21 protein-coding genes are annotated in these 24,215 nt (G+C 70.5%); 17 read left to right on the plus strand and 4 right to left on the minus strand.

The window, feature by feature from the left end:
• The first annotated feature begins 30 nt into the window (after positions 1-30).
• Both AOP78_RS08220 and AOP78_RS08225 read left to right on the plus strand, forming a co-directional pair.
• Positions 31-2,706, plus strand: coding sequence for a DNA translocase FtsK (locus AOP78_RS08220; RefSeq protein ID WP_083979941.1), 2,676 nt, complete (start codon positions 31-33; stop codon positions 2,704-2,706).
• Positions 2,691-4,976, plus strand: a complete 2,286-nt coding sequence (locus AOP78_RS08225) for a putative bifunctional diguanylate cyclase/phosphodiesterase (protein ID WP_083979942.1) — start codon at positions 2,691-2,693, stop codon at positions 4,974-4,976. Before AOP78_RS08220 ends, AOP78_RS08225 begins: the two co-directional genes overlap by 16 nt.
• A gap of 19 nt (positions 4,977-4,995) precedes the next feature.
• On the opposite strand, the gene AOP78_RS08230 is transcribed toward AOP78_RS08225, so the two are convergent.
• Positions 4,996-6,390 (minus strand): CapA family protein, encoded by a 1,395-nt coding sequence (locus AOP78_RS08230; RefSeq protein WP_062203074.1) that lies wholly within the window; start codon positions 6,388-6,390, stop codon positions 4,996-4,998.
• Positions 6,391-6,536: 146 nt separating this feature from the next.
• On the opposite strand from AOP78_RS08230, the gene pgsA reads away from it, so the two are divergent.
• The 11 genes from pgsA to AOP78_RS08285 all read left to right on the plus strand — a co-directional run bounded on the left by pgsA (position 6,537) and on the right by AOP78_RS08285 (position 16,657).
• Positions 6,537-7,139, plus strand: a complete 603-nt coding sequence (pgsA, locus tag AOP78_RS08235) for a CDP-diacylglycerol--glycerol-3-phosphate 3-phosphatidyltransferase (RefSeq protein ID WP_236685337.1) — start codon at positions 6,537-6,539, stop codon at positions 7,137-7,139.
• On the plus strand, positions 7,136-7,615 hold the full coding sequence (locus AOP78_RS08240; protein WP_236685338.1) for a CinA family protein: 480 nt from the start codon (positions 7,136-7,138) through the stop codon (positions 7,613-7,615). The genes pgsA and AOP78_RS08240 overlap by 4 nt, the downstream gene beginning before the upstream one ends.
• Before the next feature lie 90 nt (positions 7,616-7,705).
• Complete coding sequence (locus tag AOP78_RS08245; RefSeq protein ID WP_062203076.1) at positions 7,706-8,017, plus strand: helix-turn-helix domain-containing protein; 312 nt, start codon at positions 7,706-7,708, stop codon at positions 8,015-8,017.
• Positions 8,018-8,030: 13 nt separating this feature from the next.
• A complete protein-coding gene (locus tag AOP78_RS08250; RefSeq protein WP_062203078.1) occupies positions 8,031-8,267 on the plus strand; it encodes a DUF3046 domain-containing protein in 237 nt (78 codons plus the stop codon).
• Between the two features lie 241 nt (positions 8,268-8,508).
• Positions 8,509-9,603 (plus strand): recombinase RecA, encoded by a 1,095-nt coding sequence (recA, locus tag AOP78_RS08255; RefSeq protein ID WP_062203080.1) that lies wholly within the window; start codon positions 8,509-8,511, stop codon positions 9,601-9,603.
• A 61-nt stretch (positions 9,604-9,664) separates the two neighbouring features.
• Complete coding sequence (locus AOP78_RS08260; protein WP_160297611.1) at positions 9,665-10,147, plus strand: regulatory protein RecX; 483 nt, start codon at positions 9,665-9,667, stop codon at positions 10,145-10,147.
• Between the two features lie 21 nt (positions 10,148-10,168).
• Positions 10,169-11,653 carry an HD domain-containing protein gene (locus tag AOP78_RS08265; RefSeq protein ID WP_062203084.1) on the plus strand — a complete coding sequence of 495 codons (1,485 nt, stop codon included), beginning with the start codon at positions 10,169-10,171 and terminating at the stop codon, positions 11,651-11,653.
• Entirely contained in the window at positions 11,650-13,182 is a 1,533-nt protein-coding gene (miaB, locus tag AOP78_RS08270; protein WP_062203087.1) for a tRNA (N6-isopentenyl adenosine(37)-C2)-methylthiotransferase MiaB, read from the plus strand. Before AOP78_RS08265 ends, miaB begins: the two co-directional genes overlap by 4 nt.
• A gap of 7 nt (positions 13,183-13,189) precedes the next feature.
• Entirely contained in the window at positions 13,190-14,167 is a 978-nt protein-coding gene (miaA, locus tag AOP78_RS08275; RefSeq protein WP_062203089.1) for a tRNA (adenosine(37)-N6)-dimethylallyltransferase MiaA, read from the plus strand.
• A 5-nt stretch (positions 14,168-14,172) separates the two neighbouring features.
• Positions 14,173-15,042: a diaminopimelate epimerase gene (gene dapF, locus AOP78_RS08280; RefSeq protein ID WP_062203091.1), complete on the plus strand. Its 870-nt coding sequence runs from the start codon at positions 14,173-14,175 to the stop codon at positions 15,040-15,042.
• Between the two features lie 205 nt (positions 15,043-15,247).
• The gene (locus AOP78_RS08285; protein WP_152659462.1) at positions 15,248-16,657 is read left to right on the plus strand and encodes a hypothetical protein; all 1,410 of its coding nucleotides are present in this window, start codon (positions 15,248-15,250) and stop codon (positions 16,655-16,657) included.
• A gap of 34 nt (positions 16,658-16,691) precedes the next feature.
• Here AOP78_RS08285 and AOP78_RS08290 read toward each other — a convergent pair whose 3' ends face one another.
• Positions 16,692-17,315 carry a class I SAM-dependent methyltransferase gene (locus AOP78_RS08290; protein WP_062203094.1) on the minus strand — a complete coding sequence of 208 codons (624 nt, stop codon included), beginning with the start codon at positions 17,313-17,315 and terminating at the stop codon, positions 16,692-16,694.
• A gap of 66 nt (positions 17,316-17,381) precedes the next feature.
• Between AOP78_RS08290 and hflX the strand changes: the two genes are divergently transcribed.
• Complete coding sequence (hflX, locus tag AOP78_RS08295) at positions 17,382-18,932, plus strand: GTPase HflX (protein ID WP_083979945.1); 1,551 nt, start codon at positions 17,382-17,384, stop codon at positions 18,930-18,932.
• Positions 18,929-20,974, plus strand: a complete 2,046-nt coding sequence (locus tag AOP78_RS08300; RefSeq protein WP_304512090.1) for an ATP-dependent DNA helicase — start codon at positions 18,929-18,931, stop codon at positions 20,972-20,974. Before hflX ends, AOP78_RS08300 begins: the two co-directional genes overlap by 4 nt.
• 3 nt (positions 20,975-20,977) lie before the next feature.
• Here the strand turns inward: AOP78_RS08300 and lexA are convergent, their stop codons facing one another.
• Positions 20,978-21,694: a transcriptional repressor LexA gene (lexA, locus tag AOP78_RS08305; protein ID WP_062203096.1), complete on the minus strand. Its 717-nt coding sequence runs from the start codon at positions 21,692-21,694 to the stop codon at positions 20,978-20,980.
• A 175-nt stretch (positions 21,695-21,869) separates the two neighbouring features.
• On the opposite strand from lexA, the gene AOP78_RS08310 reads away from it, so the two are divergent.
• Positions 21,870-22,190: a LysM peptidoglycan-binding domain-containing protein gene (locus AOP78_RS08310; RefSeq protein ID WP_062203098.1), complete on the plus strand. Its 321-nt coding sequence runs from the start codon at positions 21,870-21,872 to the stop codon at positions 22,188-22,190.
• A 139-nt stretch (positions 22,191-22,329) separates the two neighbouring features.
• A complete protein-coding gene (gene nrdR, locus AOP78_RS08315; protein ID WP_062203099.1) occupies positions 22,330-22,791 on the plus strand; it encodes a transcriptional regulator NrdR in 462 nt (153 codons plus the stop codon).
• A gap of 87 nt (positions 22,792-22,878) precedes the next feature.
• Here nrdR and serA read toward each other — a convergent pair whose 3' ends face one another.
• Positions 22,879-24,084, minus strand: coding sequence for a phosphoglycerate dehydrogenase (gene serA / locus AOP78_RS08320; RefSeq protein ID WP_062203101.1), 1,206 nt, complete (start codon positions 24,082-24,084; stop codon positions 22,879-22,881).
• Positions 24,085-24,215 lie beyond the last annotated feature (131 nt).

Raw genomic sequence — 24,215 nt, forward strand, 5'->3', positions numbered from 1 at the left:
GAGGGCCTGCCGTCGTAGATTGGCGGCATCATGGCACAAGCACGATCCAGTGGCACCCGGACGACGGCGGCCAAGTCCAAGGCGTCGTCGTCGCGCTCGCGCGCGCCACAGCCGCAGAAGCAGCAGCCCCCGGCGATCCTGCGTGGGATCCGCGCGATCGCTCAGGGCGTCTCCCACGGCATCGGCGCGATCTTCCGCTCGATCGGCGACGGCGCGCGCGACGTGAGCCCCGAGGTGCGGCGCGACGGCGCGGCCGTCCTGCTGCTCATCCTCGCGGTCGTCGTCGCGGCGAGCGAGTGGTTCCACGTCGACGGCGGCTGGTTCATCGACCTCGCGCACCGCATCTTCGCGGGCACCTTCGGGGTGCTCGCGGTCGTGCTTCCCGTCGTGCTGTTCGCGTTCGCGATCCGGCTGTTCAGGGCGCCGCAGGAGGACGATGCGAACCAGCGCATCGTGGTCGGCGGGCTGCTCGTCGCGCTGACCCTCGGCGGGCTCATCCACCTCGGCCACGGGCTGCCCAACCCGATGGACGGTCTCGGACCCGTCCAGGAGGCCGGGGGCATCCTCGGCTTCGTGCTCGGTACACCCTTGGCAGCCCTTGTGACGGTGCCGATCGCGGCGATCATCCTCGTGCTGCTGCTCGGGTTCTCGCTGCTCGTCGTCGCGGGGATCCCGCTTCGCGACGCGATCGCGCGGGGCGGCGCCCTCGTCTCACGCATGGGCGGGTCGCGCTCGGACGCGGCCTTCGACGACGACGAGACGTTCGTGCTTCCCGAGCACGGCTCGCTCGATGGGCATGAGGCGCCTCGCCGCCGCCGCAGCCTGCTTGGACGGATCCGCAAGGACGAGGACGCGCTCGACTCCTACGAGGGGGACGAGGCCTTCCAGACCTCGGCGAGCGTCGAGCGCACAGCGCGGGACGCGCAGCTGAGGCCCGCGTCCGGCGCAGGTCGCGACGAGGACGCGATGCGCACCGAGGTGCTCGGCGGTCAGGACGATGCGGACGTCGCGACCGTGCCCGTCTCGCCGTACGTGTCGCACGTCGAGGAGCACGAGGTCGACGCGGACGCCGAGTACGAGTCCGACCCCGAGGCCCCGACCGAGCCGAGCCCGGCGCTCTCGGCGCCCCTGACCACCCGCATCGTCCCGCAAGGCGAGCAGGGTGAGCTCGACGAGACGGGCCCGTACTACCTGCCCGACCCGAACGTGCTCGTTCAGGGCGCCCCGCACAAGACTCGCTCGGCCGCGAACGACCGCGTGGTCGAATCCCTTCAGGCGGTGTTCGAGCAGTTCAACGTCGACGCGGCCGTCACGGGCTTCACGCGCGGTCCGACGGTCACGCGCTACGAGATCGAGCTCGGCACGGGCGTGAAGGTCGAGAAGATCACGCAGCTGAGCAAGAACATCGCGTACGCGGTCGCGAGCCCTGACATCCGCATCCTGTCGCCCATCCCTGGCAAGATGGCGATCGGCATCGAGATCCCCAACGTCGACCGCGAGACCGTGTCGCTCGGCGACGTGCTGCGCTCGCCCGCGGCGATGAAGAACGACCACCCCATGGCGATCGGCATCGGCAAGGACGTCGAGGGCGGCTTCGTGATGGCCAATCTCGCGAAGATGCCGCACATGCTGGTCGCGGGTGCGACCGGCGCCGGAAAGTCGTCGTTCGTCAACTCGATGATCACGTCGCTGCTCATGCGGGCCACCCCCAAGGAGGTCCGCATGGTCCTCGTGGACCCCAAGCGCGTCGAGCTCACCATCTATGAGGGCATCCCGCACCTCATCACGCCCATCATCACCGACCCCAAGAAGGCCGCGCAGGCGCTCGAATGGGTCGTCAAGGAGATGGACACGCGCTACGACGACCTCGCGCTGTTCGGCTACAAGCACGTCGACGACTTCAACAAGGCCGTCCGCGCAGGCAAGGTCAAGCCGCTGCCGGGCTCCAACCGGCGCATCAAGACCTACCCGTACCTGCTCGTGATCGTCGACGAGCTCGCGGACCTCATGATGGTCGCGCCGAGGGACGTCGAGGACTCGATCCAGCGCATCACGCAGCTCGCGCGCGCCGCGGGCATCCACCTCGTGCTCGCGACGCAGCGACCATCGGTCGACATCGTCACCGGGACCATCAAGGCCAACGTGCCGTCCCGTCTCGCGTTCGCGACGTCGTCCCTCGCGGACTCCCGCGTCGTGCTCGACATGCCCGGCGCCGAGAAGCTCATCGGCCAGGGTGACGCGCTGTTCCTGCCCATGGGCTCGTCCAAGCCGATGCGCGTCCAGGGCGCATGGGTGTCCGAGACGGAGATCCACGCCGCGGTCGAGCACGTCAAGACGCAGGCCGAGCCGCAGTTCCGCGAGGACGTCGTGCAGCCTCAGGCGAGCTCCGTCGTCGCCGAGGACATCGGCGACGACCTCGACGACCTGATCGCGGCGGCGGAGCTCGTCATCACGACCCAGCTCGGCTCGACGTCGATGCTCCAGCGCAAGCTCAAGATGGGCTTCGCGAAGGCCGGACGGCTCATGGATCTGCTCGAGACCCGCGAGGTCGTCGGACCCTCGCAGGGATCCAAGGCGCGTGATGTTCTTATCAGACCCGATGACTTGGCCGCGACGCTGGCTATCCTCAGGGGTGAGCGCCCGGCGACCCCGGTCGAGGCGCCCGAGGAACCCGACACTGAGGATGTGCCATGGGAGGACGAGTAGGCGACGTCGTGACATCCACGGCGAGCGTCGGTGACGACGCGTCCGAGTTCTCGATCCTCGTCCTGGCCGTCCTCGTGGCGTTCGCGGTCGGCTTCGTCACCTTCCTGGTGCGAGCGCGGATCGCGCGCGAGGCGCGCGACGCCGCGGTGGCGCGCGAGCATGCCCTGAGGCGACAGTTCGACGCGGTGATGTCCTCCGCGCGCGATGGCGTCCTCATCACGACTCGTGGCGGCGACGTGCTGCTCCTGTCCGACACCGCTGCCCAGATCCTCGGGGTGACGCGCCAGGAGATGCTCGGCCGCTCGATCGCGCGGCTGCCGCTGCGGATCGTCGACGAGCGCATGCGGCCGGTCCTCGCGCACGAGGTCTTCGCGCCCCGCGCGGATGACAAGACCCCGCGCATCGTCGGCGTCCCGGGCCGCAGGGGCACGGACGACATCAGATGGGTGCAGGTGAAGGCGAGGCTCCTCACCGACGAGGAGGACGGCGAGCCGATCACCGTCACGACCATCATGGACACCTCGGGCCTCCGCGAGGCCGCCGAGGCGCTCAGCCGGTCGGACGCTCAGTTCCGCAAGGCGATGGAGAACGCCCCCGTCGGGATGGCGCTCGTCGACCTCGAGTGGCGGCTCATGGAGGTCAACCGCGTGTTCGCCGAGATGATGGGCTCGACCGTCGTCGCGCTCCGCGGCACGCCGTTCTCCGCGCTGTCGCATCCGCAGGACAGGCACGCCGAGCGTGACCAGCTTCAGCGGCTCTACGACGGCTTCCAGACGAGGTTCACGTGCGAGAAGCGGTACGTCCGCGCGGACGGCCACGTGGTGTGGGCCGTGCTCGACGTGGGGCTCGTGCGCTACGCGGGAGGGGCGCCCGACCACTATGTCGTCCAGCTTCGCGACACCACGGACGACCGCATGAACTCCGAGCTCATGGCCCATCGCGCGCTCCACGACCCGCTCACGGGCCTCGCGAACCGCACCCTTCTTCAGGACGTCCTTCAGAGGCTGCTCGTCGACCAGGACGATGCGGAGGTCGGCGTCGTCGCGGTGGACCTGGACGGCTTCAAGGGCCTCAACGACCGCTTCGGGCACGCGGCCGGCGACAACGCCCTCATCCACGTGGCGGGGGTCCTGCGCGGGGCCGCGGCCGGTCGCGGCGAGGTCGCGCGGATCGGCGGCGACGAGTTCATCGTCGTGGTGCACAGCGTCGACTGCGCGGCCGTGATGAGCGAGATCGCGGACGCCGTCCACGCCGCTCTGCGCACCCCCCTTCAGATCAAGCGCCATCAGATCAGGCTCAGCGCGTCGATGGGCTTCGCGGTCGCGGACGACGAGATCGCGGCGGGCGGGCCCGCCGCGCTGCTGAGCGCGGCGGACGGAGCGATGTACCGCGCCAAGGCGGGAGGCAAGGGACGTACCGAGGCGTACGACGCGCGGGAGCAGGGCCCCTCCGAGTCGCAGTCGGCGTTCACGCTCGAGCTCGATGGCGCGGTCCGTCGCGGCGACCTCGTCCTCCACTACCAGCCGATGTACGACCTCTCGACCCGGCGCGTCGTCGGTTTCGAGGCTCTCGTGCGCTGGCAGCACCCGACGCGCGGGCTGCTTCTCCCCGGAGCGTTCCTGCCCCTGCTGAAGGACCGGGACCTCGCGGTCGTGCTCGGCACGACGCTCGTGGACCAGGCGGCGGCGTTCCTCGCCGCCAGGCCGGACGACGAGACATGGGTGTCGATCAACGTCTCCGCGGACCAGCTCGGCAACTCCGAGTTCGCGGACAGCGTCCTCACGGCGATCGGCAGATACCGGCTCAAGCCTCAGCGCATCGTCATCGAGCTCACCGAGGCGTCGCTCGTCTCGCCCAACACCCGGATCCGGCACGAGCTGACCGAGCTGCGCAACGCTGGCGTCCCGATCCTGCTCGACGACTTCGGCACCGGCGTCTCGCCGCTGTCCTACCTGCGCGACCTGCCGGTGTCGGGGGTGAAGCTCGACATGTCCTTCGTGGCAGGCATCCCCGAGGACCCGGCGGGGGCCAGGGTCTCGAGAGCGCTGGGGGCGCTCGCGCGCGAGCTCGGGCTCGCGACGATCGCGGAGGGGATCGAGACGGAGGCGCAGGCGGACTTCCTCGAGAACTGCGGCTGGCGCCTCGGACAGGGATGGCTGTTCGGCGTCGCTCAGCCCGCGCAGACGCTTCTCGACCTCGACCTCGATACCGGCGTCTTCCTCATCGACCCGCTTCCCGAGGGCGAGGACGACGCGCTCACAGGGGCCTGAGCCGACCGGATCGCGGACCCTAGCGCGTCGCCGTCGGCGACGCTTCGGCGAAGGCGGGTGAACCCGTCCCCCGTGGCTCGGCCGACGAGGACGACGCGAAGGAGCCCGCCGGCTCCACGCGCTCGGGCGCCGCGTCGCCCACGGCCCCGGCGACCAGCTCGTGCCGGTGCGCGACCTCGGCGGCGCTGAGAGTGCCGAGGCCCCCGTCGGCGCCGCTGAGCACCTGGATCGTGTGGGAGTCTGAGCGGTCGACGGTGGTCGCGGTCCACTCGACCCGCGTGTCGACCTCCCCGGTCGGCTGCATCGTGAAGGACGCCGTGAGCAGCACGCCGTTGCTGGTCTGCGCCACGCAGCAGTGCGACGACTGGTTCGACAGCATGTTCCCCAGGCCGTACGCGACCCACATGCCGTCGCCCTGGGTGCCGCCGGGGAGCTTGACGATCGGCTGCGGAACGTGCGCGTGATGACCCACGTAGAGATCCACGAGACCGGAGGCCGCGATCTGCCTGGCGACCTCCTCCTGCGCGGGGGTGGGCGACGTCCGGTACTCGACCCCGTTGTGCACGGAGACGACGACGATGTCGGCGCCGGCATCGCGTGCGGCCTGGGCGGCGTCGATGATCGGCGAGGCGTCCGCCGCATCCGCGTCGAAGAGTGAGACCGACCCGGGCAACTCGACCGGCAGCCCGTTGGTCCCGTACGCGAAGGCGAGGTGCGCGACGGTGGCGGTCGTCTCGCCGTCGCTGACGACATAGGTCTGCGCGATCGCGGCGTCGTCGGCGTCGCGCGCAGTGCCCGCGTACCCCAGGCCGGCCTGCTCGAACGCGTCGATCGTCGCGACGACCCCTGCGTAGCCCTTGTCCACCGAGTGATTGGACGCCGTGGAGCATCCGTCCCACCCGATGCCGGCGAGGCCCGTCACGAGCTCCGCCGGCGCGCCGAAGACCGGGTAGGTCGTGATCTGCGTCTGGTCCGGAGCGACCGGCACCTCCATGTGGCACCAGGCCAGGTCGGCCCCCGCGACGAAGGGCTCGACCGCCGTCATCAGCGGCGCGTAGTCGTAGCCGTCCTCAGTGCGCGCCGAGCGGTTCACGGGGGCGTGCGGGAGGACGTCGCCGGCGGTGACCAGGGTGAAGGTCAGCGGCTCAGGATCAGGCTCGGGTTCGGGAGACGGCGCGAGGCTGGCCGACGGCGCGGCCTCCGCGTCGGGCCCGCGCTCGAGCAGCGCCGCGGCTTCCGCGGAGGCGTCTCCCACCGGGGGCGACTCGTGCCCGAGCGTGGGGGAGGCGGGGTGCGGCCCCGAACCGGCGGTCAGCATCGGACCGATGAGGAACGCTCCCGCGCACAGCACGGTGACGGCGCCGGCCGTCACCGCGGCGGTGCGCGCGCGACGCCTTCCAGCTCCCTCAGCCATGCCTCCATTGTCAGGCCTGGGAAGGAGTGCTCTGGCACATGCGCGTGAGTGCTCCGATGCCGCGGCGCCCGTTGAGGCGGCGCAGGTGCGTCCGCGTCGCGGCGCAGTGAAGGCAGGTCCCGGCCTCGCCTAGGTAGGGTGTGGGGGTGACCTCAGCCCTGCCTAACCTGCTCACGGTGCTCCGCCTCATCGGGGTGCCGGTCGTGGTGGTGGCGCTGCTGGTCGACGGTGGCGCCGACGGAAGCTGGCGCTGGGTCGCCTTCTGGGTGTTCGTCGCCGCGTCGGTGACCGACTACCTCGACGGATACCTGGCGCGCCGCTGGCAGGTCGTGTCCAACTTCGGCAAGCTCGCGGACCCGATCGCCGACAAGGCGCTCGTGCTCGGCGCCCTGGCCTGCCTGATCGTCGTCGACGGCCTGCCGTGGTGGCCCGTCGCGATCATCGCGTTCCGCGAGATCTATGTGACGGTCGGGCGCCTCCTGGTCGCCTCGGACGTGGTCATCGCGGCGTCTCCCGGGGGCAAGGTCAAGACGGTCCTTCAGCTGGTGTCGGTGAGCCTCTACCTGTTCCCGCCGGCTCCCGGCTGGATGCTCGTGCTCGCGTGGGTGCTGCTGCTCGGGGCGACGGCGGTCGCGGTCGTCTCGGGAGTCGACTACGGGATGAAGATCGCCAAGGCTCGGCGCGAGCACCCGCCGCAGCCGGGGGAGCACCGGGTCCCGAAGCCCGAGGCCGGGGGATTCCCGCAGTGACCTCGCCCGGCGAGGTCGTCTCGCTCGGGGCCTCGCAGGGCGCCACGCTCGCGGTCGCCGAGTCGCTCACCGGGGGAGCGGTGTGCTCCGCTCTCGTGGGAGTTCCGGGCGCATCCCGGGTGCTCGTCGGCGGCGTGGTCTCGTACACCGTCCACGCGAAGCACACGCTGCTGGGCGTGCCGATGGACCTTCTCGAGGGGCCGGGCCCGGTGTCCGAGGAGGTCGCGATCGCCATGGCCAGCGGCATTCGCGAGCGTCTCGGCGCCGACGTCGGCGTCTCGACCACCGGGGTCGCGGGTCCGGAGCCGCACGACGGCAAGGCGCCCGGCACCGTCTGGGTCGGCGTGGCGACCGCCGCGGGCGTGCACGCACAGCTGCTGTCGCTCACCGGGGACCGCGACTCGATCCGGCGCTCGACCGTCGACCACGCCCTGGACCAGGCGTACGCCGCGCTGAGTGAGGTTTCACACGCTTGAAACGGTTCCGTAGTGTCGCGGAACAAGCGTGGGGTAGTGTGCGTTGTGTCAGACATGGACAACGGTCTGATGGTGAAGAGAGGAGGACGGATGCCCATTCTGCGAACAGAGCTCGGCGACGTTCTCCGTGAGGCGCGCCTGACTCAGGGCAAGACGCTGCGCGACATCTCGTCCGCGGCCCGTGTGTCCCTCGGATACCTCTCCGAGGTCGAGCGGGGCCAGAAGGAGGCGTCCTCGGAGCTGCTCGCCTCGATCTCGGATGCGCTCGAGGTTCCGATGTCGGACATCCTCCGCGAGGTGTCGGACCGCTTCGCGACGGCCGAGGCCTTCGACACGGTCCCGGTGATGCCGATGATCCCGGACACCGCTCAGGAGCTCCTCGACTCCATGCCGCGCCGCTAGCGGCCGCTCGTCCGTGCGCCACAGCGAGTTCTGGTCCCTCATGGACGCCGTCTTCGGCGAGGTCTACGCACCCACGCTCGCACGTGATCACGCCCTCACCGCGCTGTCCTCGCGCACCTGCGTGCAGGCGCTCGAGGATGGGGTCGCTCCGCGCGACGTGTGGCACGCGCTGTGCGACGAGCTCGAGGTGCCGCAGGACCGACGCGACGGCGGCGACCGGCGCCGAGTGATCCCTCCGCGCCGGCGCTGACGGTTCGAGACCGGATCGCCGCAAGCGTGCCCCCGCTGGAGATGCGGACGATGCGCGAGCCTCGCGGCGTGTCGCTTGCGATCGTTCGAACATTCGTTCGATACTTGTGCACAGGACGCCGGGACGCGGTGCTCGTCCCCAGCGGGGGAGGGCTCCGGGACCGCGATGTCAGTGGTCGCATCTAATGTCGGTCACGTTCCACGGCTCACCGGCCGACACCGCGAGACAGGGGAGAACCCGCATGGCACAGGCAGCAGACCGCGCGAAGTCGCTCGAGGCGGCGCTCGGACAGATCGACAGGCAGTTCGGCAAGGGCTCGGCGATGCGCCTCGGCGAGAAGCAGCACGTCGCGGTCGAGGCGATCCCCACAGGGGCGCTCTCGCTCGACATCGCGCTCGGCATCGGCGGGCTTCCCCGCGGCCGCGTCGTGGAGATCTACGGTCCCGAGTCCTCGGGTAAGACGACGGTCGCGCTTCACGCCGTCGCCAACGCGCAGAAGGCAGGCGGAATCGCGGCGTTCATCGACGCGGAGCACGCGCTCGACCCGGAGTACGCCCGCAAGCTCGGCGTCGACACCGACAACCTGATCGTCTCGCAGCCCGACACGGGTGAGCAGGCGCTCGAGATCGCCGACATCCTCGTGCGCTCGGGCGGCATCGACATCCTCGTGATCGACTCGGTCGCGGCGCTCGTGCCCAAGGCGGAGATCGAGGGCGAGATGGGCGACTCCCACGTCGGTCTCCAGGCCCGCCTCATGTCGCAGGCGCTGCGCAAGATCACCGGCGCGCTCAACACCACGGGCACCACCGCGATCTTCATCAACCAGCTGCGCGAGAAGATCGGCGTGTTCTTCGGCTCGCCCGAGACCACCACGGGTGGCAAGGCGCTCAAGTTCTACGCGTCGGTGCGCCTCGACGTGCGCCGCATCGAGACCCTCAAGGACGGCACCGACCCGGTCGGCAACCGCACGCGAGTCAAGGTCGTCAAGAACAAGATGGCGCCGCCGTTCAAGCAGGCGGAGTTCGACATCCTGTACGGCCAGGGCATCTCGACTGAGGGTGGCATCATCGATCTCGGTGTGGAGCACGGCTTCGTGAAGAAGTCCGGCGCCTGGTACACCTACGAGGGCGACCAGCTCGGCCAGGGCAAGGAGAACGCCCGCAACTTCCTCAAGGACAACCCTCAGCTCGCGATCGAGATCGAGCGCAAGGTGAAGGCGAAGCTCGGCATCGGTCAGCCCGCGGTCGAGGCTGAGGCGGAGCCCGCGGTCGACGAGGCTCCCGCTTCCGCAACGGCCAAGGCGACCGCTCGCGGTGGCCAGAAGGCCGGAGCCTAGGCGGGAACGGCTGATGGCTGGGAGGCCTCGGACCAGGGAGAAGCGGGCCGAGACAGCGTCGATGGACCCCGCCGAGAGGGCGCGGGAGATCGCGCTGAGGCTCCTGGACCACTCGCCGAGGTCGGCGGCGCAACTGCACGAAGGTCTGATGAAGCGCGAGGTCGATGCCGAGACGGCGGATCTCATCGTCGAGCGGTACATCGAGGTCGGACTGCTCGACGACGCCGCGCTCGCCGCGGCCATCACGCGGACCAGGCACCGTGAGCGGGGCCTGTCTCGGCGCGCCGTCGCCGAGGAGCTCCGGCGCAAGGGGATCGGCGCCGAGGACGCGGAGGCGGCGCTCGCGCAGATCTCGTCGGACGACGAACGGGTGGCGGCGCGGGAGCTCGCCGAGCAGCGCTGGCAGAGGCTTGCCTCTCACGACGCACGGACCCGCGCGAGGCGCGTCGCGTCCATGCTCGCGCGCAAGGGATACTCGCCGTCACTGGCATTCGAGGTCGTGCGCGAGCTCGAACGTGCCGATAATGGCGGTGAATCTGTCTGACCTCACCGGGAAGGGGCGCGCGTGGAGCCGATCATCATCGTGATGCTCCTCGGCGCCTCGCTGGTGGCGCTGCTGCTGGTGATGTTCGCCAGGCGCGAGGCGGCCGCGGAGAGGGAGTCGGCCCACCGCGAGGCCGAGTCCCTGCGAGGTGAGGCGAGGGCAGCGATCGCGGAAGCGACACGGCGCGAGCAGCAGGTCATCGAGCGCGAGAAGGAGATCGCCGCCGATCAGCGCAACGCGCAGGCCTACGCCCGGGGGCTCGACGAGCGGGTGGAGGTGATCGCACGCGACGAGAAGCGGCTCGGACGCGAGCGTGCGGCGCTGGACGTCGAGCGGCGCAAGCTGCGCGACGAGCACGCTCAGGAGATGGCCCAGCTCTCCGAGACGGAGCCCGACGCGCTCCGCGAGGAACTGCGTGCCCAGCTGCTCGAGCAGGCGCGCGAGGCCTCGCAGACCGAGCTGCGGCGGCTCGAGCGCAAGGCCGAGGCAGAGGCCGCCGCGCGCGCGAGGCAGATCCTCGTCGAGGCCATGCAGAGGCAGACGGGGGAGACGACGACGCACGCGACGACCACGCGGGTCGCGCTGCCGCACGAGGAGATGAAGGGCCGCATCATCGGCCGCGAGGGCCGCAACATCCGCGCCTTCGAATCGCTGACCGGCGTGAATCTCATCGTCGAGGAGAACGTGGATGCCGTCCAGCTGTCCTCGTTCGACGTGCAGCGACGCGAGATCGCGGAGGTGGCGCTGCGCGCTCTCATCGAGGACGGGCGCATCCAACCGCAGCGGATCGAGGCCGCGTACACGAGAGCGCTCGTAGGCGCGGATCAGCGGCACAGGCAGGCGGGTCTCGACGCGCTGGACGAGGCCGGAGTCAAGGGCCTGCCGATGCCCATCGTCGATACGCTCGGGCGTCTACGGCTTCGCACGTCCTTCGGGCAGACGATCCTCGGGCACCTCGTCGAGACCGCGCGGCTCGCGGCGGCGATCGCGGAGCAGGTCGGCGCCGACGTCGAGCTCGCACGTCGAGCGGCCTTCCTGCACGACATCGGCAAGGCCTTCACCCCGGATCAGAAGGGCACCCACGCGCTGCTCGGTGCCGACTTCCTCGCGGAGCACGGCGAGGACCCTCTCGTGGTGAGCGCGGTGGCCGCGCACCACGACGAGGTCCCGCAGCTCACGCTCGAGGGCGTGATCGTGCAGATCGCGGACGCGCTGTCCGCGGCACGGCCGGGAGCGCGGCGCGAGGACCTCGACGCCTACGTGCAGCGCATGGAGAGCCTCGAGGAGAAGGTGGGCCGTCACGCGGGCGTCGCGAAGGCGATCGCGATGTCCGCGGGCAGGGAGATGCGCGTCGTGGTGGAGCCGGACGAGGTCGACGACGAGGGGGCGCGGGCGCTGGCGCGTACAATTGCTGAGCACATCAGCAAGGACTTCACGTTCCCCGGAGAGATCAAGGTGACGGTGATCCGCGAGCTACGCGCGGACGCCGTCGCAGGACAGGCATGACCGACACCACCCTCGCCCCCACCTACGTCGTGCGCACGCTCGGCTGCCAGATGAACGTCCACGACTCGGAGCACATGGCCGGGCTCCTCGAGGGCGCCGGCTACACGGCCGCGGAGCCCGACGCTGAGACCGCCGACGTCGTCGTGATCAACACCTGCGCGGTCCGCGAGAACGCCGCGACCCGGCTCTACGGCAACCTCGGCCAGCTGGCCTCCAAGAAGGCGGCGCGTCCCGGGATGCAGATCGCCGTCGGCGGGTGCCTCGCACAGAAGGACCGCGGCGAGATCCTCGACAAGGCGCCCTGGGTCGACGTGGTCTTCGGGACGCACAACATCGACGTCCTCCCTGTCCTCCTCGAGCGGGCGCGGCACAACGCGCAGGCGCAGGTCGAGATCGAGGAATCTCTCAAGGTCTTCCCCTCCACGCTCCCCAGCAAGCGCGACGCGATCGCCTCCGGCTGGGTGTCGATCTCGGTCGGCTGCAACAACACGTGCACCTTCTGCATCGTCCCGTCGCTGCGAGGCAAGGAGCGGGACCGCCGTCCTGGCGAGATCCTCGCCGAGGTGGAGGCGCTCGTCGCCCAGGGCGCCGTCGAGGTGACCCTGCTCGGCCAGAACGTCAACTCGTACGGCGTCGAGTTCGGCGACCGCGGCGCGTTCGCGAAGCTGCTGCGCGCGTGCGGCCAGATCGAGGGCCTCGAGCGCGTGCGCTTCACCTCGCCGCACCCGGCCGCCTTCACGGACGACGTGATCGAGGCCATGGCCGAGACCCCCAACGTCATGCCGAGCCTGCACATGCCGCTGCAGTCGGGCTCGGACCGCGTGCTGCGCGCGATGCGCCGCTCGTACCGCTCGGAGCGGTTCCTCGGGATCATCGATCGCGTCCGTGCCGCGATGCCCGACGCGGCGATCACCACGGACATCATCGTGGGCTTCCCCGGCGAGACCGAGGAGGACTTCCAGGAGACGCTGCGCGTCGTCGAGGCCGCGCGCTTCACGTCCGCCTTCACGTTCCAGTACAGCCCGCGTCCCGGCACGCCGGCATACGAGCTCGAACCGTTGCCCAAGGCGGTCGTGCAGGAGCGGTTCGAGCGTCTCATCGCGCTCCAGGACAGGATCACGCTCGAGGACTCCGAGCGTTTCGCCGGTCGCACCGTCGAGCTCCTGGTCCTCGACGGCCACGGTCGCAAGGACGATGCGTCGGCACGGATGTCCGGCCGTGAGACGGGCAACCGCCTTGTGCACTTCTCGGTGCCTGCGGGCGACGGGGCAGACGGCGGTGGAGCGCCCCGACCGGGTGACATCGTGACGGTGGACGTCACGAAGGTCGCTCCCTATCACCTCATCGCCGACTCCGCGCTCGAGGGCGGCACCTACGCCGTGCGCCGCACCCGTGCGGGAGACACGTGGGACGCCGTGCAGCGCGGAGAGCACAGCCATGGCGACGGCGATTCGTGCGGCACCGGCCCGAGCACGCCCGCGGGCCCGGTCGGCCTCGGCATGCCCGGCCTGCGTCGCGTCGACGCCTAGGACCCCCGTGGAGGACACCGCTTCCGCGCCGCCCGTCATCGCGATCGTCGGCGCGACGGCGACGGGCAAGTCGGCGGTCAGCGTCGCGCTCGCACACCTGCTCAGCGCGCGCGGCACGCCGGCTGAGATCATCAACGGCGACGCGATGCAGTTCTACCGCGGCATGGACATCGGCACAGCGAAGATCGCCGACCCCGAGCGCGAGGGCGTGCCGCACCACGAGCTCGACTGGCTCGACGTCACCGAGGACGCCTCCGTGGCCCGCTTCCAGGAACGGGCCCGCGCGGACATCGACGCGATCCACGCCCGCGGAGGTCGAGCCATCGTGGTCGGGGGCTCCGGACTCTACCTGCGGGCGCTTCTCGACGTCTTCGAGTTCCCCGCGACGGACCCGGCGCTGCGCGCGCACCTTGAGGCGAGAGCCGAGGCGGAAGGGCCGGGGACGCTCCACAGGGAGCTCGCCGCGCTCGACCCGGACGGTGCCCGCGCCCTCGACCCGCGCAACGCGCGGCGCGTGGTGCGGGCGCTCGAGGTCGTGACCCTCACCGGCGTGCCGTTCGGCACGTCGCTGCCTCGCCACCGGTACGCGATCCCCGCGGTCCAGGTCGGTCTCGAGCTCGTGTACGACGTGCTGGACCCTCGCATCGAGGAGCGGGTGACGCGCATGTGGGAGGGCGGGCTCGTCGAGGAGACCGAGCGGCTCGTGGCGGCCGGGCTGCGCGACGGTACGACGGCGCGACGCGCGGTCGGCTACGCCGAGACCCTGCGGCATCTTGACGGCGAGCTCGATGAGAGCGCCACGCGTGACCTCATCGCGCAGCACACCCGTCGGCTGGCCAGGAGGCAGCGCCGTTGGTTCAACCCCGACCCCCGCGTCGGCTGGGTGCCCGCGCCGACCGATGGCGCGGACGCCGAGCGTGCGGCACGCGACGCGCTCGAGATCGTCGAGGGACGAGGACCCCTGCCCGCGGCCCCCGTAGGGTAGGAGCCATGACGACGCTGCGCTTCACCAAGGGACACGGCACCGAGAACGACTTCGTGCTGCTGTTCGACGAGCGCGGCGAGACCGAGGTCACGCCAGCGCTGGTGCGCTATCTGTGCGAGCGTCGGGCCGGCATCGGCGGCGACGGGCTGATCCGCGCGGTGCGGGCCGGCAGCCTGGCGGCGGGCGCGGGCTTCTCGCCTGACGCCTGGTTCATGGACTACTGGAACGCGGACGGCACCACGTCGGAGATGTGCGGCAACGGCGTGCGCGTGTTCGCGCGCTTCCTGGAGCGCGAGGCCGGGGCCGATCTCTCGGAGGGGCTCGCCATCGGCACCCGTGCCGGCGAGCGCACCGTCACGTCGCTCGGCGACGGCCGGTACGCCGTCGGGATGGGGCGATGGGTCGTGTCCGCGGACGATGCGGTGGTCACCGCGGCCGGCCTCATGCCGCCGCGGCTCGCGCAGCCGGTCGACGTCGGCAACCCCCACCACGTGGTCGCCCTCGCGTCCGTCGACGAGCTGGAGGGTCTCGACCTTCTTGAGGCTCCGGGCGTCGATCCCGTCCCGCCCGCGGGCTCGAACGTCGAGTTCGCGGTGATGCTCGGGATCGACGAGGCCGCGGGGGAGAGCCGAGGCCGCGTGCGGATGCGCGTCCACGAACGCGGCGTCGGGGAGACCCGGTCATGCGGCACGGGCGCGTGCGCCGTGGCCCTCGCCATGCACGCGTGGGCAGGAGAGGCATCGCCCACGGTGTGGGACATCGAGGTCCCCGGGGGCGAGGTGACGGTGCGGATCGAGCCGAACCGGACCGTGCTGGAGGGTCCCGCGGTCCTGGTGGCGGACGGCGTCGTCGACATCCCGGACTCGGGCATCTGACCGCCGCACCGGTTCTTCTCGTTCTCTCCGGAGGATTTCCGGAGTCCTTCCTTCGATTTCAGGCAACTCCCTGCTAACCTGCCGACCGAGGCGTCGGCTCGTCGATGAGGTGACGTCGCGTCGTGCGTGGGCTGCGCACGATGTCCAAAGCTGAGGAGGGAAAGCTGTGGGGAGTCCTTTGCGCCGAGCAGGCGCTGTCGGGATCGTGAGCGCTGTGCTCGTCATGGTCGGAGCGCCGGCGTTCGCCGACAACTACGCCATCGACAACGATTCCGCGTACTGGCACGGCATCGAGAGTGACGGCGGGTTCATCTGGGAGGCCGAGACGCAGTATCCCGACCTGTGGGGTACGGGGATCACCGTGTGGAGCCTCAACACCGACGCGTTCGACAACCTGCCGTACCAGTACACGATCGCGAGCGATCTCGCGGACGTCGTGCTCAACGACAGCGACTTCTCCGAGGTCTCCGCGACCGCTGTGGACGGTGGCGTGAGCACGTTCGTGGCGGACGCGCCGTTCTCGCTCGCCTTGAGCGAGGTTGGCGGCGCGACGGTCGACTTCACGCTCCGGGTCACCCTGACGATCGAGGGCTCCTACGCGTCGTGGGACTTCGCCGTCACCTCCGACTCCGCGGACCCGGCCGTCGCCGACGCGATCGACGAGCTCACGGTGTCGGTGGAAGGCGACCTCGGCTCCGATGGTCAGACGGTGTTCGTGCCCGTTGACGCGACGTCCATGGTGTCGTACGAGGACGACGGGATCTGGAGCGACCCGGTGGTCGCGTACAAGGCGATCGCCGACGCGGTCACCTTCGACGCGGTCGACGGCGACGATGAGCCCACGGTCACGATGGAGCTCACCTCCGCGGGCGAGGCCACCCTGATCCTGTCGCTGCAGGGCTTCGACGTCTGCTCGAAGGACGACGCCATCGCGGCTCAGGTTGCCGCCGCACCCGCCCTCGACACGACGTTCGGGGCCGACAACGACCTCATCGCGTCGGGAGGATGCTGGTCGGCCGAGACCGCCGAAGGCACCGCAGGCGAGGAGTTCGACCAGACGATCGTGCTCGAGCCGACGGCCGACAAGATCGAGTCGTTCGACGGCATGGCGCCGGAGGACGTCGTCTTCGCGCTGCTCGACGCGCCCGCAGGCCTGACGGTCGACGCGACCTACGACCCGATCGAGGACGTCTACATCGTCCACATCACCGGCGTGGTCGCTGACGCGGGTGCCTACGAGGTTCGGCTGGGAATTCTCATCTCCACGTACGGCGGCGAGGAGTGCGGAGACGAGTGCGAGTACTCGTACGAGTACGAGGGCAGCCCGTGGTACGAGCCTACGGTGGCCGTGATCCCGATCACCGTTCACGCCGCGGTCGTTCCCGAGGCCATCGAGGAGACCGAGGACCCTGAGCCCGAGCCGGTCGAGGTCGAGCTCGCCGCCGAGGAGGAGACGGTCGAGACCGCCGAGACCGCTGAGACCGCCGGTGCCGAGCTCGCGACCGCTGAGCTCGCCGAGACGGGGGCCGAGGAGACTGCGCTGAGCGCCGTCGCGCTCGCGCTGATCGCCTCGGGCGCAGGCGCTATCGCCCTGTACCGACGCCGCGTCGCGTGAGAGCGGACGCCCGCTGAGCGACCGTCCCGGTCGCTCAGCGGGCGTCGACCCGCAGGACGCGGAAGCCCTTGGCTGAGGCGACCTTCTGGACCGCGCCCCATCCGCCGGTCCCCTCGCCGGTGTCGGCGAGCCACGTGGCGAGCGAGTCCGCCCCGAGGTTCTTCTGCACGACGAGGTAGGCGACTCCTCCGGGCGCGAGGCGCGGCAGCCACTTCATGAGCAGCTCGTGCAGCGCCTCCTTCCCGATGCGGATCGGGGGGTTCGACCAGATCACGTCGAAGCGTGCATCGTCCGGGACCGCGTCGGGCACGGCCGCGACGATCGGCGCGAGCGGCGCGACCGCGTTGGCGCGCTCCACGTTGCGGCACAGGAGGTCGAGCGCGCGCTCGTTGACATCGACCGCTGTGATGGTCGCGTCGGGGGAGCGAAGCGCGGCGGTGAGCGTGATCGGTCCCCACCCGCAGCCCAGGTCGAGCACCCGGCCCGATGGGTCCGGCACGGTGCGCAGCAGCACCCGGGTGCCGGTGTCCACATGCCCGGGCGAGAACACGCCAGGAGCGGTCTCGAGCGTCAGATCGGTGTCGGCGAGCCTCACGGAGATCGTGCGTCGCTCGTCGGCCGAGGCTGGCCGGGCGCTGAAGTAGTGGTCATCGCTCACGCCTGAAGCGTAACCTTCCGCCGGCCATGGCTCCTCGCGCTGGCGGGGTGAGACAATGGACCCCCTATGACAGACCGCCTTCACCGCCTCGACGACGCATTCGACACCGCCCACGATGACGGGCTCGCCGACGGACCCCTTGCCGACGACCTGGACGTGGACCCCTCGCGGGCGGACGCCGTGCTCGAGCGCATCCTCTCCCGCTCCGGCACGGCCGTGAGCGAGGGCGTCACCGAGGTCACCGACTATGACGGCGACCAGTACGAGCGCGAGGAGCGCGCGGCCCTGCGGCGCGTCGCGGGGCTGTCCACCGAGCTCGAGGACGTCACCGAGGTCGAGTATCGGCAGCTGCGCCTCGAGCGCGTCGTGCTCGTCGGCCAGTGGTCGCACGGCACGGTCCAGGACGCGGAGATCGGCCTGCGGGAGCTCGCGGCCCTCGCGGAGACCGCCGGCTCCGAGGTCCTCGACGGCGTGCTCCAGCGTCGTCCTCATCCCGACCCCGCGACCTACATCGGCTCCGGAAAGGCGCAGGAGGTCCACGACCTCGTCAAGGCGGTCGGCGCGGACACCGTCATCGTGAACGACGACCTCGCGCCCAGCCAGCGCCGCGCGCTCGAGGACGTCATCAAGGTCAAGGTCATCGACAGGACCGCGCTGATCCTCGACATCTTCGCCCAGCACGCGAAGTCCCGAGAGGGCAAGGCTCAGGTCGAGCTCGCGCAGCTCGAGTACCTCCTGCCTCGACTGCGAGGCTGGGGTGAGTCGATGTCCCGCCAGGCCGGCGGCCGGGTCGCGGGTGGTGAGGGCATCGGCTCGCGCGGTCCCGGTGAGACCAAGATCGAGCTCGATCGCCGCCGCATCCGGACCCGCATGGCGATGCTGCGCCGCCAGATCAAGGCCATGGAACCAGCGCGAGCCGTCCGCCGAGAACGTCGCCTCGGACTGCCGAACGTCGCGATCGTCGGTTACACGAACGCGGGCAAGTCGTCCCTGCTCAATCGCGTCACCGGCGCGGGAGTGCTCGTCGAGAACGCGCTCTTCGCGACCCTGGATCCCACGGTCCGCCGATCCCAGACGCCCGACGGGCGCGCCTTCACCGTCTCCGACACCGTCGGCTTCGTGAAGGACCTGCCCCACCAGCTCGTCGCGGCGTTCGCGTCGACGCTCGAGGAGGCGGCGAATGCGGACCTGATCCTGCACGTCGTCGACGCCGCTCACCCCGACCCCGAGGGGCAGATCCGCGCGGTGCACGAGGTGCTCGCGGATGTCCCTGGCGCGACCGACGTGCCCGAGCTTCTCGTGCTCAACAAGTGCGACGTCGCGGACCCCGCGACAGTCCTCCAGCTGCGGTCGCGGCGTGAACGGACCGTCGAGGTGTCGGCGCTCACGGGCGAGGGCGTCGAGGAGCTCATGGACGTCATCGGCGCGATGCTCCCGCGCCCTGGCGTCAAGGTCGACCTCGTCGTCCCTTACACGCGAGGGGACCTCATCAGCGAGGCGCACACCCACGGAGAGGTCCTCGGCGAGAGTCACGAGGCGACGGGCACCCACCTGATCGCGCTCGTCGACGAGGCGCTCGCCGCACGCCTGGAGGCGAGCGCGGCGGACGCCTCGTGACGTCGTCCCGCGGCGTGCGGGCCGAGGACGCCGGCACGGACGATGTGGCGGTCGCCGTCGCGGACGGCGCTCAGGCAGCTGGTGTCACGGTGGACGGCATCACAGTCGAAGACCCTCACCAGGTCGCGGAGCTGCTCGAGGCCGCGGTCGAGGCCCTGGCGGGCCGACCGCGCGAGGGCCAGCAGAGGATGGCCGCCGTGGTGGCGAAGGCGCTTCACGACGGCGAGCATGCGCTCGTCCAGGCGGGCACGGGCACCGGAAAGTCTCTCGGCTACCTCGTTCCCGCCGTCGCGCACGCGGTGCGCACGGGACAGCGCATCGTCGTGTCGACCGCGACGCTCGCGCTTCAGCGCCAGGTCTACACCAAGGATCTGCCGATGGTGCTCGATGCCCTCGAGCCGGTCCTCGGCAAACGGCCTGGCACCGCGCTGTTCAAGGGGCGCTCGAACTACTTGTGCGTGCATCGTCTCGGGGGAGGCTACCCCGAGCCCGACGACGACCGGCTGTTCGATGTCGGCCCCACGAGCGAGCTCGGGCGCGAGGTCGCGCGCCTGCACCAGTGGGCGGATGAGACGGAGACCGGCGACCGCGACGACCTGGTCCCGGGGGTGTCCGGCAGGGCGTGGGCGCAGGTGTCGGTGTCGGGCCGGGAGTGCCTCGACAGCAAGTGCCCCATGGCGGAGGAGTGCTTCTCGCAGCGCGCCCGCAAGGATGCGTCCGAGGCGCGGATCGTCGTGACGAATCACGCCGTGCTGGGCGTTCAGGCGGCGAGTCACGACCTGCTGGGCGAGCACGACGTGCTCATCGTCGATGAGGCGCACGAGCTCGTGCAGCGCATCACCTCGGCCGCGACCCACGAGCTGACCGTCCGCGGGCTCGATCGCGCCGCGAGCGCGGTGCGGCGGTGCGGCAAGACGACGGACGATCTCGACCGTGCGGCCCGCGCCGTCGACTCGGCCCTCGGCGATCTCGCCGTGGGTCGCCTGCGGCGGGGGATGCCCGAGGAGCTCGCGGCCGCCGTCGAGCTCGTCCGTGGGGCGGCCCGAGCGCTGCTCACCGAGGTCGCGAAGACGCAGGAGCAGGCGGGCGCCGCGGCGAAGATGGCGAGCGCCGCCCTCACCGAGATCACGGACGTGTGCGGGGAGCTTCAGGGGGAGGAGGGGCGCTACGTCATCTGGCTCGCCCCGCCCGATGGCGAGTACGACGAGGAGCGGCCTTCCCGCATCGTCGCCGCGCCCCTCGACGTGGCGGCGCTCATCGGGCACCGGCTCGTCGAGGAGAAGGCGGCTGTGTTCACCTCGGCGACGCTCGCGCTCGGCGGCGGCTTCGACTCGATCGCGCGGCACCTCGGCATGGACGACCCCGTGACCCTCGACGCTGGCAGCCCCTTCGACTACGGGAAGCAGGGCATCCTCTACGTCGCGTCGCATCTCCCGCGCCCGACGCAGGGCGGGATCTCGGACGAGGCGATCGACGAGCTCGTCGCGCTCGTTGAGGCGGCTGGCGGGCGGACTCTCGGCCTGTTCAGCTCGCACCGGGCGGCGCAGGCCGCGACCGACGCGGTGCGCGAGCGCCTGGACCTGCCCGTGCTCAACCAGAAGGACGACCAGCTTCCGACGCTCGTGAAGCAGTTCGCGGAGGACCCCCGCGCGTGCCTCTTCGGGTCCACCTCGCTGTGGCAGGGCATCGATGTCCCGGGGCCGACGGCCTCGCTCGTCGTGATCGACCGCATCCCGTTCCCGCGGCCGGACGACCCGGTGTCGCAGGCGCGGACGGAGGCGGTGGGTGCGGCCGGCGGCAACGGGTTCATGGCGGTGAGCGCCACGCACGCGGCGCTGCTGATGGCCCAGGGGTCGGGGCGCCTGATCCGGTCGATGGACGATCGTGGCGTCGTGGCCGTGCTGGACTCGCGCCTGAGGACCGCACGCTACGGAGGGTTCCTCGCCCGGTCGATGCCGCCGCTGTGGGGCACCACGGATCGCGACGCCGTGCTGGGTGCGCTCAGGCGCCTGGACGATGCGGCGTGCGCCGACGGTCGCTGAGGCTCAGAGCCGTCGCATCACCGAGACGACCTTGCCCATGATCTGAGCGTGCGTGCCGTCGATAGGCGTGTACGCAGGATTGTGGGGCATGAGCCAGACCTGGCCGTCCCGACGGCGGAAGGTCTTGACCGTCGCCTCGTCGTCGAGCAGCGCCGCGACGATGTCGCCGTTCTCGCAGGTCGCCTGGCGGCGCACCACGACCCAGTCGCCGTCGCAGATCGCGGCGTCGATCATCGAGTCCCCGGAGACGTTCAGCATGAACAGCTCGCCCTCGCCGGTGAGCTGGCGGGGGAGGGTGAACACGTCCTCGACGGCCTGGTCCGCGAGGATGGGCCCACCGGCGGCGATGCGGCCGACGAGCGGGACCCCGACGGTCGGGCCGTCCGTCACGGCCGAAGGCAGGTCGATGACGTCGTGCGACGGTGCAGCGGTCACGGCAGCCGGCTCCTCCGGCATCACGACCTCGATCGCGCGCGGTCGGTTCGGGTCGCGGCGCAGGAAGCCCTTGGACTCGAGCGCGCTCAGCTGATGCTTCACCGACGAGGTCGACGTGAGGCCCACGGCCTCGCCGATCTCCCGCATCGACGGCGGATAGCCGCGCGAGGCGACCGAGTCCCGGATGTGCTCGAGGATGAGGCGCTGCCTGTCGGTGAGCGCCCTCTCCGCATGCACGTCGGGGAACGCGTGGATCGTCGCGTCCTGCCGATCGCCGTCAGCCATGGTGCCGCCCTCCGTTAGCCCGGGGATGTCAGACCCCGGTGTTTGCCTTGTCTCGAACCTAGATCAGTTGAGTGGCGAAATCAAACACATGTTCGACCGTGTCTTGTGAATGTGGCTGCTCGGTGCTACAACTAGAACATACGTTCGATAGAACAGGTGTTCGAAGGAGGATGACATGTCGATCGGAACCATGACAGTGACGGCGCCCCGCACCGCTTCCGCACGCCTTCGTCGGGCTGTGGTCCTGATGGTCCTCGTCGCGTTGGGGATGCTCGTGGCACCGCGCGCGATCGCGGGCTCCGACGAGGTGCCCGTCGAGGCCGCTCTGTCGACCTACACCGTCGCGACCGGCGACACGCTGTGGGGTCTTGCCTCGGCGTTGACCCCGGCGGGCGAGGACGTGGCGGAGACGGTCGCGGAGCTCGTGGAGCTCAACAGGATGTCCGACTCGGCGCTGATGGCCGGGGAGCAGATCCTCATCCCGCTCGTCGGGTGAGCCGCGGCGGTGCCTGATGAGCTCCGCAGCCTCGTCTCGACCGCTCGCTCGCGCTGCGCGCGCGACGCCCGTCGTAGCGGGCTCACCGCCTTCGATGCGGTATGTGCGTGACTGGTGTGAAACGTGGGAGAGTAGGGGCATGTATTGCCCGTTCTGCAGGAACCCTGACTCCAGGGTCGTCGACTCGCGTGTCGCCGACGATGGTGGCCAGATCCGCCGGCGTCGCGAGTGCCCCAACTGCGGCAAGCGCTTCTCGACCGTCGAGACCCCGACACTGATGGTGGTCAAGCGCACCGGGGTGTCCGAGCCCTTCAGCCGTGACAAGGTCGTCACCGGAGTGCGGAAGGCGTGCCAGGGGCGCCCTGTGAGCGACGACGACCTCGTGAAGCTGGCCTACCGGGTGGAGGACACCATCCGTGAAGGTGGCCAGGCCGAGATCAACGCGCTCGACATCGGTCGCGCGATCCTGGAGCCGCTGCGCGATCTCGATGAGATCGCCTACCTCAGGTTCGCGAGCGTCTACCAGAGCTTCGACACGCTCGATGACTTCCAGGCCGCCATCGACCGGCTGCGCGCCGAGGATGCCGAGCGCGACAGCTGACCTCGGCCTGCGCGCAAGTGTCGTGCGAGACGAGAGAACCCGCCGCGGACCGAGGTCCGGGGCGGGTTCTTCTGCGAGAGGCGTGCTTCAGGAGACGACGCGGACCTTCACGGTGCCGGGCATCGCGCGAAGCTCGTCGACGGCCTCGCGGCTCAGCCCCGACGCGACGTCGGTGACCACGTAGCCGAGATCGCCGCGCGTGGACAGCATCTGGGCGTCGATGTTCACGCCGTGAGCGGCGAACACCTGGTTGACCGCGGCGAGCACGCCGGGGACGTTGGCGTGCAGATGGGCGACACGGTGCGAGCCCTGGAGCTGCTCGAGCGACTGGCTCGGAAGATTCACGGACAGCGACGTGGAGGCGTACTTCACGTAGTCGCGCAGGCGGGAGGCCACGAACTGGCCGATGTCGCGCTGCGCCTCCTCGGTCGATCCGCCGATATGCGGCGTCAGGATCACGTTGCGCTTGCCGCGGAGGGGCGACTCGAACAGGTCGCCCTTCTTCTTCGGCTCCACGGGGAAGACGTCGAGGGCGGCGCCCCCGACCTGGCCCGACTCGAGGGCGTCGCCAAGGGCGTCCATGTCGGTGATGAAGCCGCGCGAGAGGTTGAGGAACTTCGCGCCGGGCTTCATCGCGGCGAACTGCTCGCGACCGAAGAAGTCCTGGTTGCCTGCGCGACCGTCGACGTGCAGCGTGACGATGTCGGCCTCGCCGAGAAGCGCCTCAAGCGAGGGCATCGGGGTGGCGTTGCCCAGCGCGAGCTTCTCGGCGGTGTCGTAGAAGATCACGTTCATGCCGAGCGCCTCGGCGATGACGGACAGCTGCGAGCCGATGTTGCCGTAGCCGACGATGCCCAGCGTGCGCCCGCGGATCTCGTGGGCGCCCTCGGCCGACTTCGACCAGACGCCCTCGTGCATCTGGTTGTTGTGCTCGGCGAGGCGGCGGGTGAGGGAGATCATCTCCGACACGGCCATCTCGACGACGGAGCGGGTGTTCTGGAACGGGGCGTTGAACGCGGCGACACCGTGACGCGCTGCGGCGCCCAGGTCGATCTGGTTCGTGCCGATCGAGAACGCGCCGACCGCGAGCAGCGAGGGCGAGGCCTCGATGACCCGCTCGGTCAGGTGGGTCTTGGAGCGGATGCCGAGCAGCTCGACGCCGTCGAGGGCGGCGATGAGCTCGTCCTCGTCCATCGCTCCGACGTGGTTGTCCACCTCGATGCCGGCCTTGGTGAGGACCTCGGTGGCACGGGGGTGCAGGGATTCAAGGAGAAGTGCGCGCACGAGCGTCATACTCTCGCAAAACCGGCGAAGCACCAACTTCGCGCTATGCCGCGCCGTCGCCGCGGGGGCTCGCGAGCCTCCCGCGCCGAGAGATGCTTGGCACTCTCCGAACGTTCCCATTATCGCGAGCGCTATCGGTT

This window comes from Demequina salsinemoris, from assembly GCF_000974805.1.
GTDB lineage: Bacteria > Actinomycetota > Actinomycetes > Actinomycetales > Demequinaceae > Demequina > Demequina salsinemoris.

Excerpts from the sequence above, each read along its gene's own strand:
- AOP78_RS08220 (WP_083979941.1), top strand. The coding sequence starts at position 31 with ATGGCACAAGCACGATCCAGTGGCACCCGGACGACGGCGGCCAAGTCC.
- AOP78_RS08225 (WP_083979942.1), top strand. The coding sequence starts at position 2,691 with ATGGGAGGACGAGTAGGCGACGTCGTGACATCCACGGCGAGCGTCGGT.
- AOP78_RS08230 (WP_062203074.1), bottom strand. The coding sequence starts at position 6,390 with ATGGCTGAGGGAGCTGGAAGGCGTCGCGCGCGCACCGCCGCGGTGACG.
- AOP78_RS08245 (WP_062203076.1), top strand. The coding sequence starts at position 7,706 with ATGCCCATTCTGCGAACAGAGCTCGGCGACGTTCTCCGTGAGGCGCGC.
- recA (WP_062203080.1), top strand. The coding sequence starts at position 8,509 with ATGGCACAGGCAGCAGACCGCGCGAAGTCGCTCGAGGCGGCGCTCGGA.
- AOP78_RS08260 (WP_160297611.1), top strand. The coding sequence starts at position 9,665 with ATGGACCCCGCCGAGAGGGCGCGGGAGATCGCGCTGAGGCTCCTGGAC.
- miaB (WP_062203087.1), top strand. The coding sequence starts at position 11,650 with ATGACCGACACCACCCTCGCCCCCACCTACGTCGTGCGCACGCTCGGC.
- dapF (WP_062203091.1), top strand. The coding sequence starts at position 14,173 with ATGACGACGCTGCGCTTCACCAAGGGACACGGCACCGAGAACGACTTC.
- hflX (WP_083979945.1), top strand. The coding sequence starts at position 17,382 with ATGACAGACCGCCTTCACCGCCTCGACGACGCATTCGACACCGCCCAC.
- lexA (WP_062203096.1), bottom strand. The coding sequence starts at position 21,694 with ATGGCTGACGGCGATCGGCAGGACGCGACGATCCACGCGTTCCCCGAC.
- AOP78_RS08310 (WP_062203098.1), top strand. The coding sequence starts at position 21,870 with ATGTCGATCGGAACCATGACAGTGACGGCGCCCCGCACCGCTTCCGCA.
- nrdR (WP_062203099.1), top strand. The coding sequence starts at position 22,330 with ATGTATTGCCCGTTCTGCAGGAACCCTGACTCCAGGGTCGTCGACTCG.
- serA (WP_062203101.1), bottom strand. The coding sequence starts at position 24,084 with ATGACGCTCGTGCGCGCACTTCTCCTTGAATCCCTGCACCCCCGTGCC.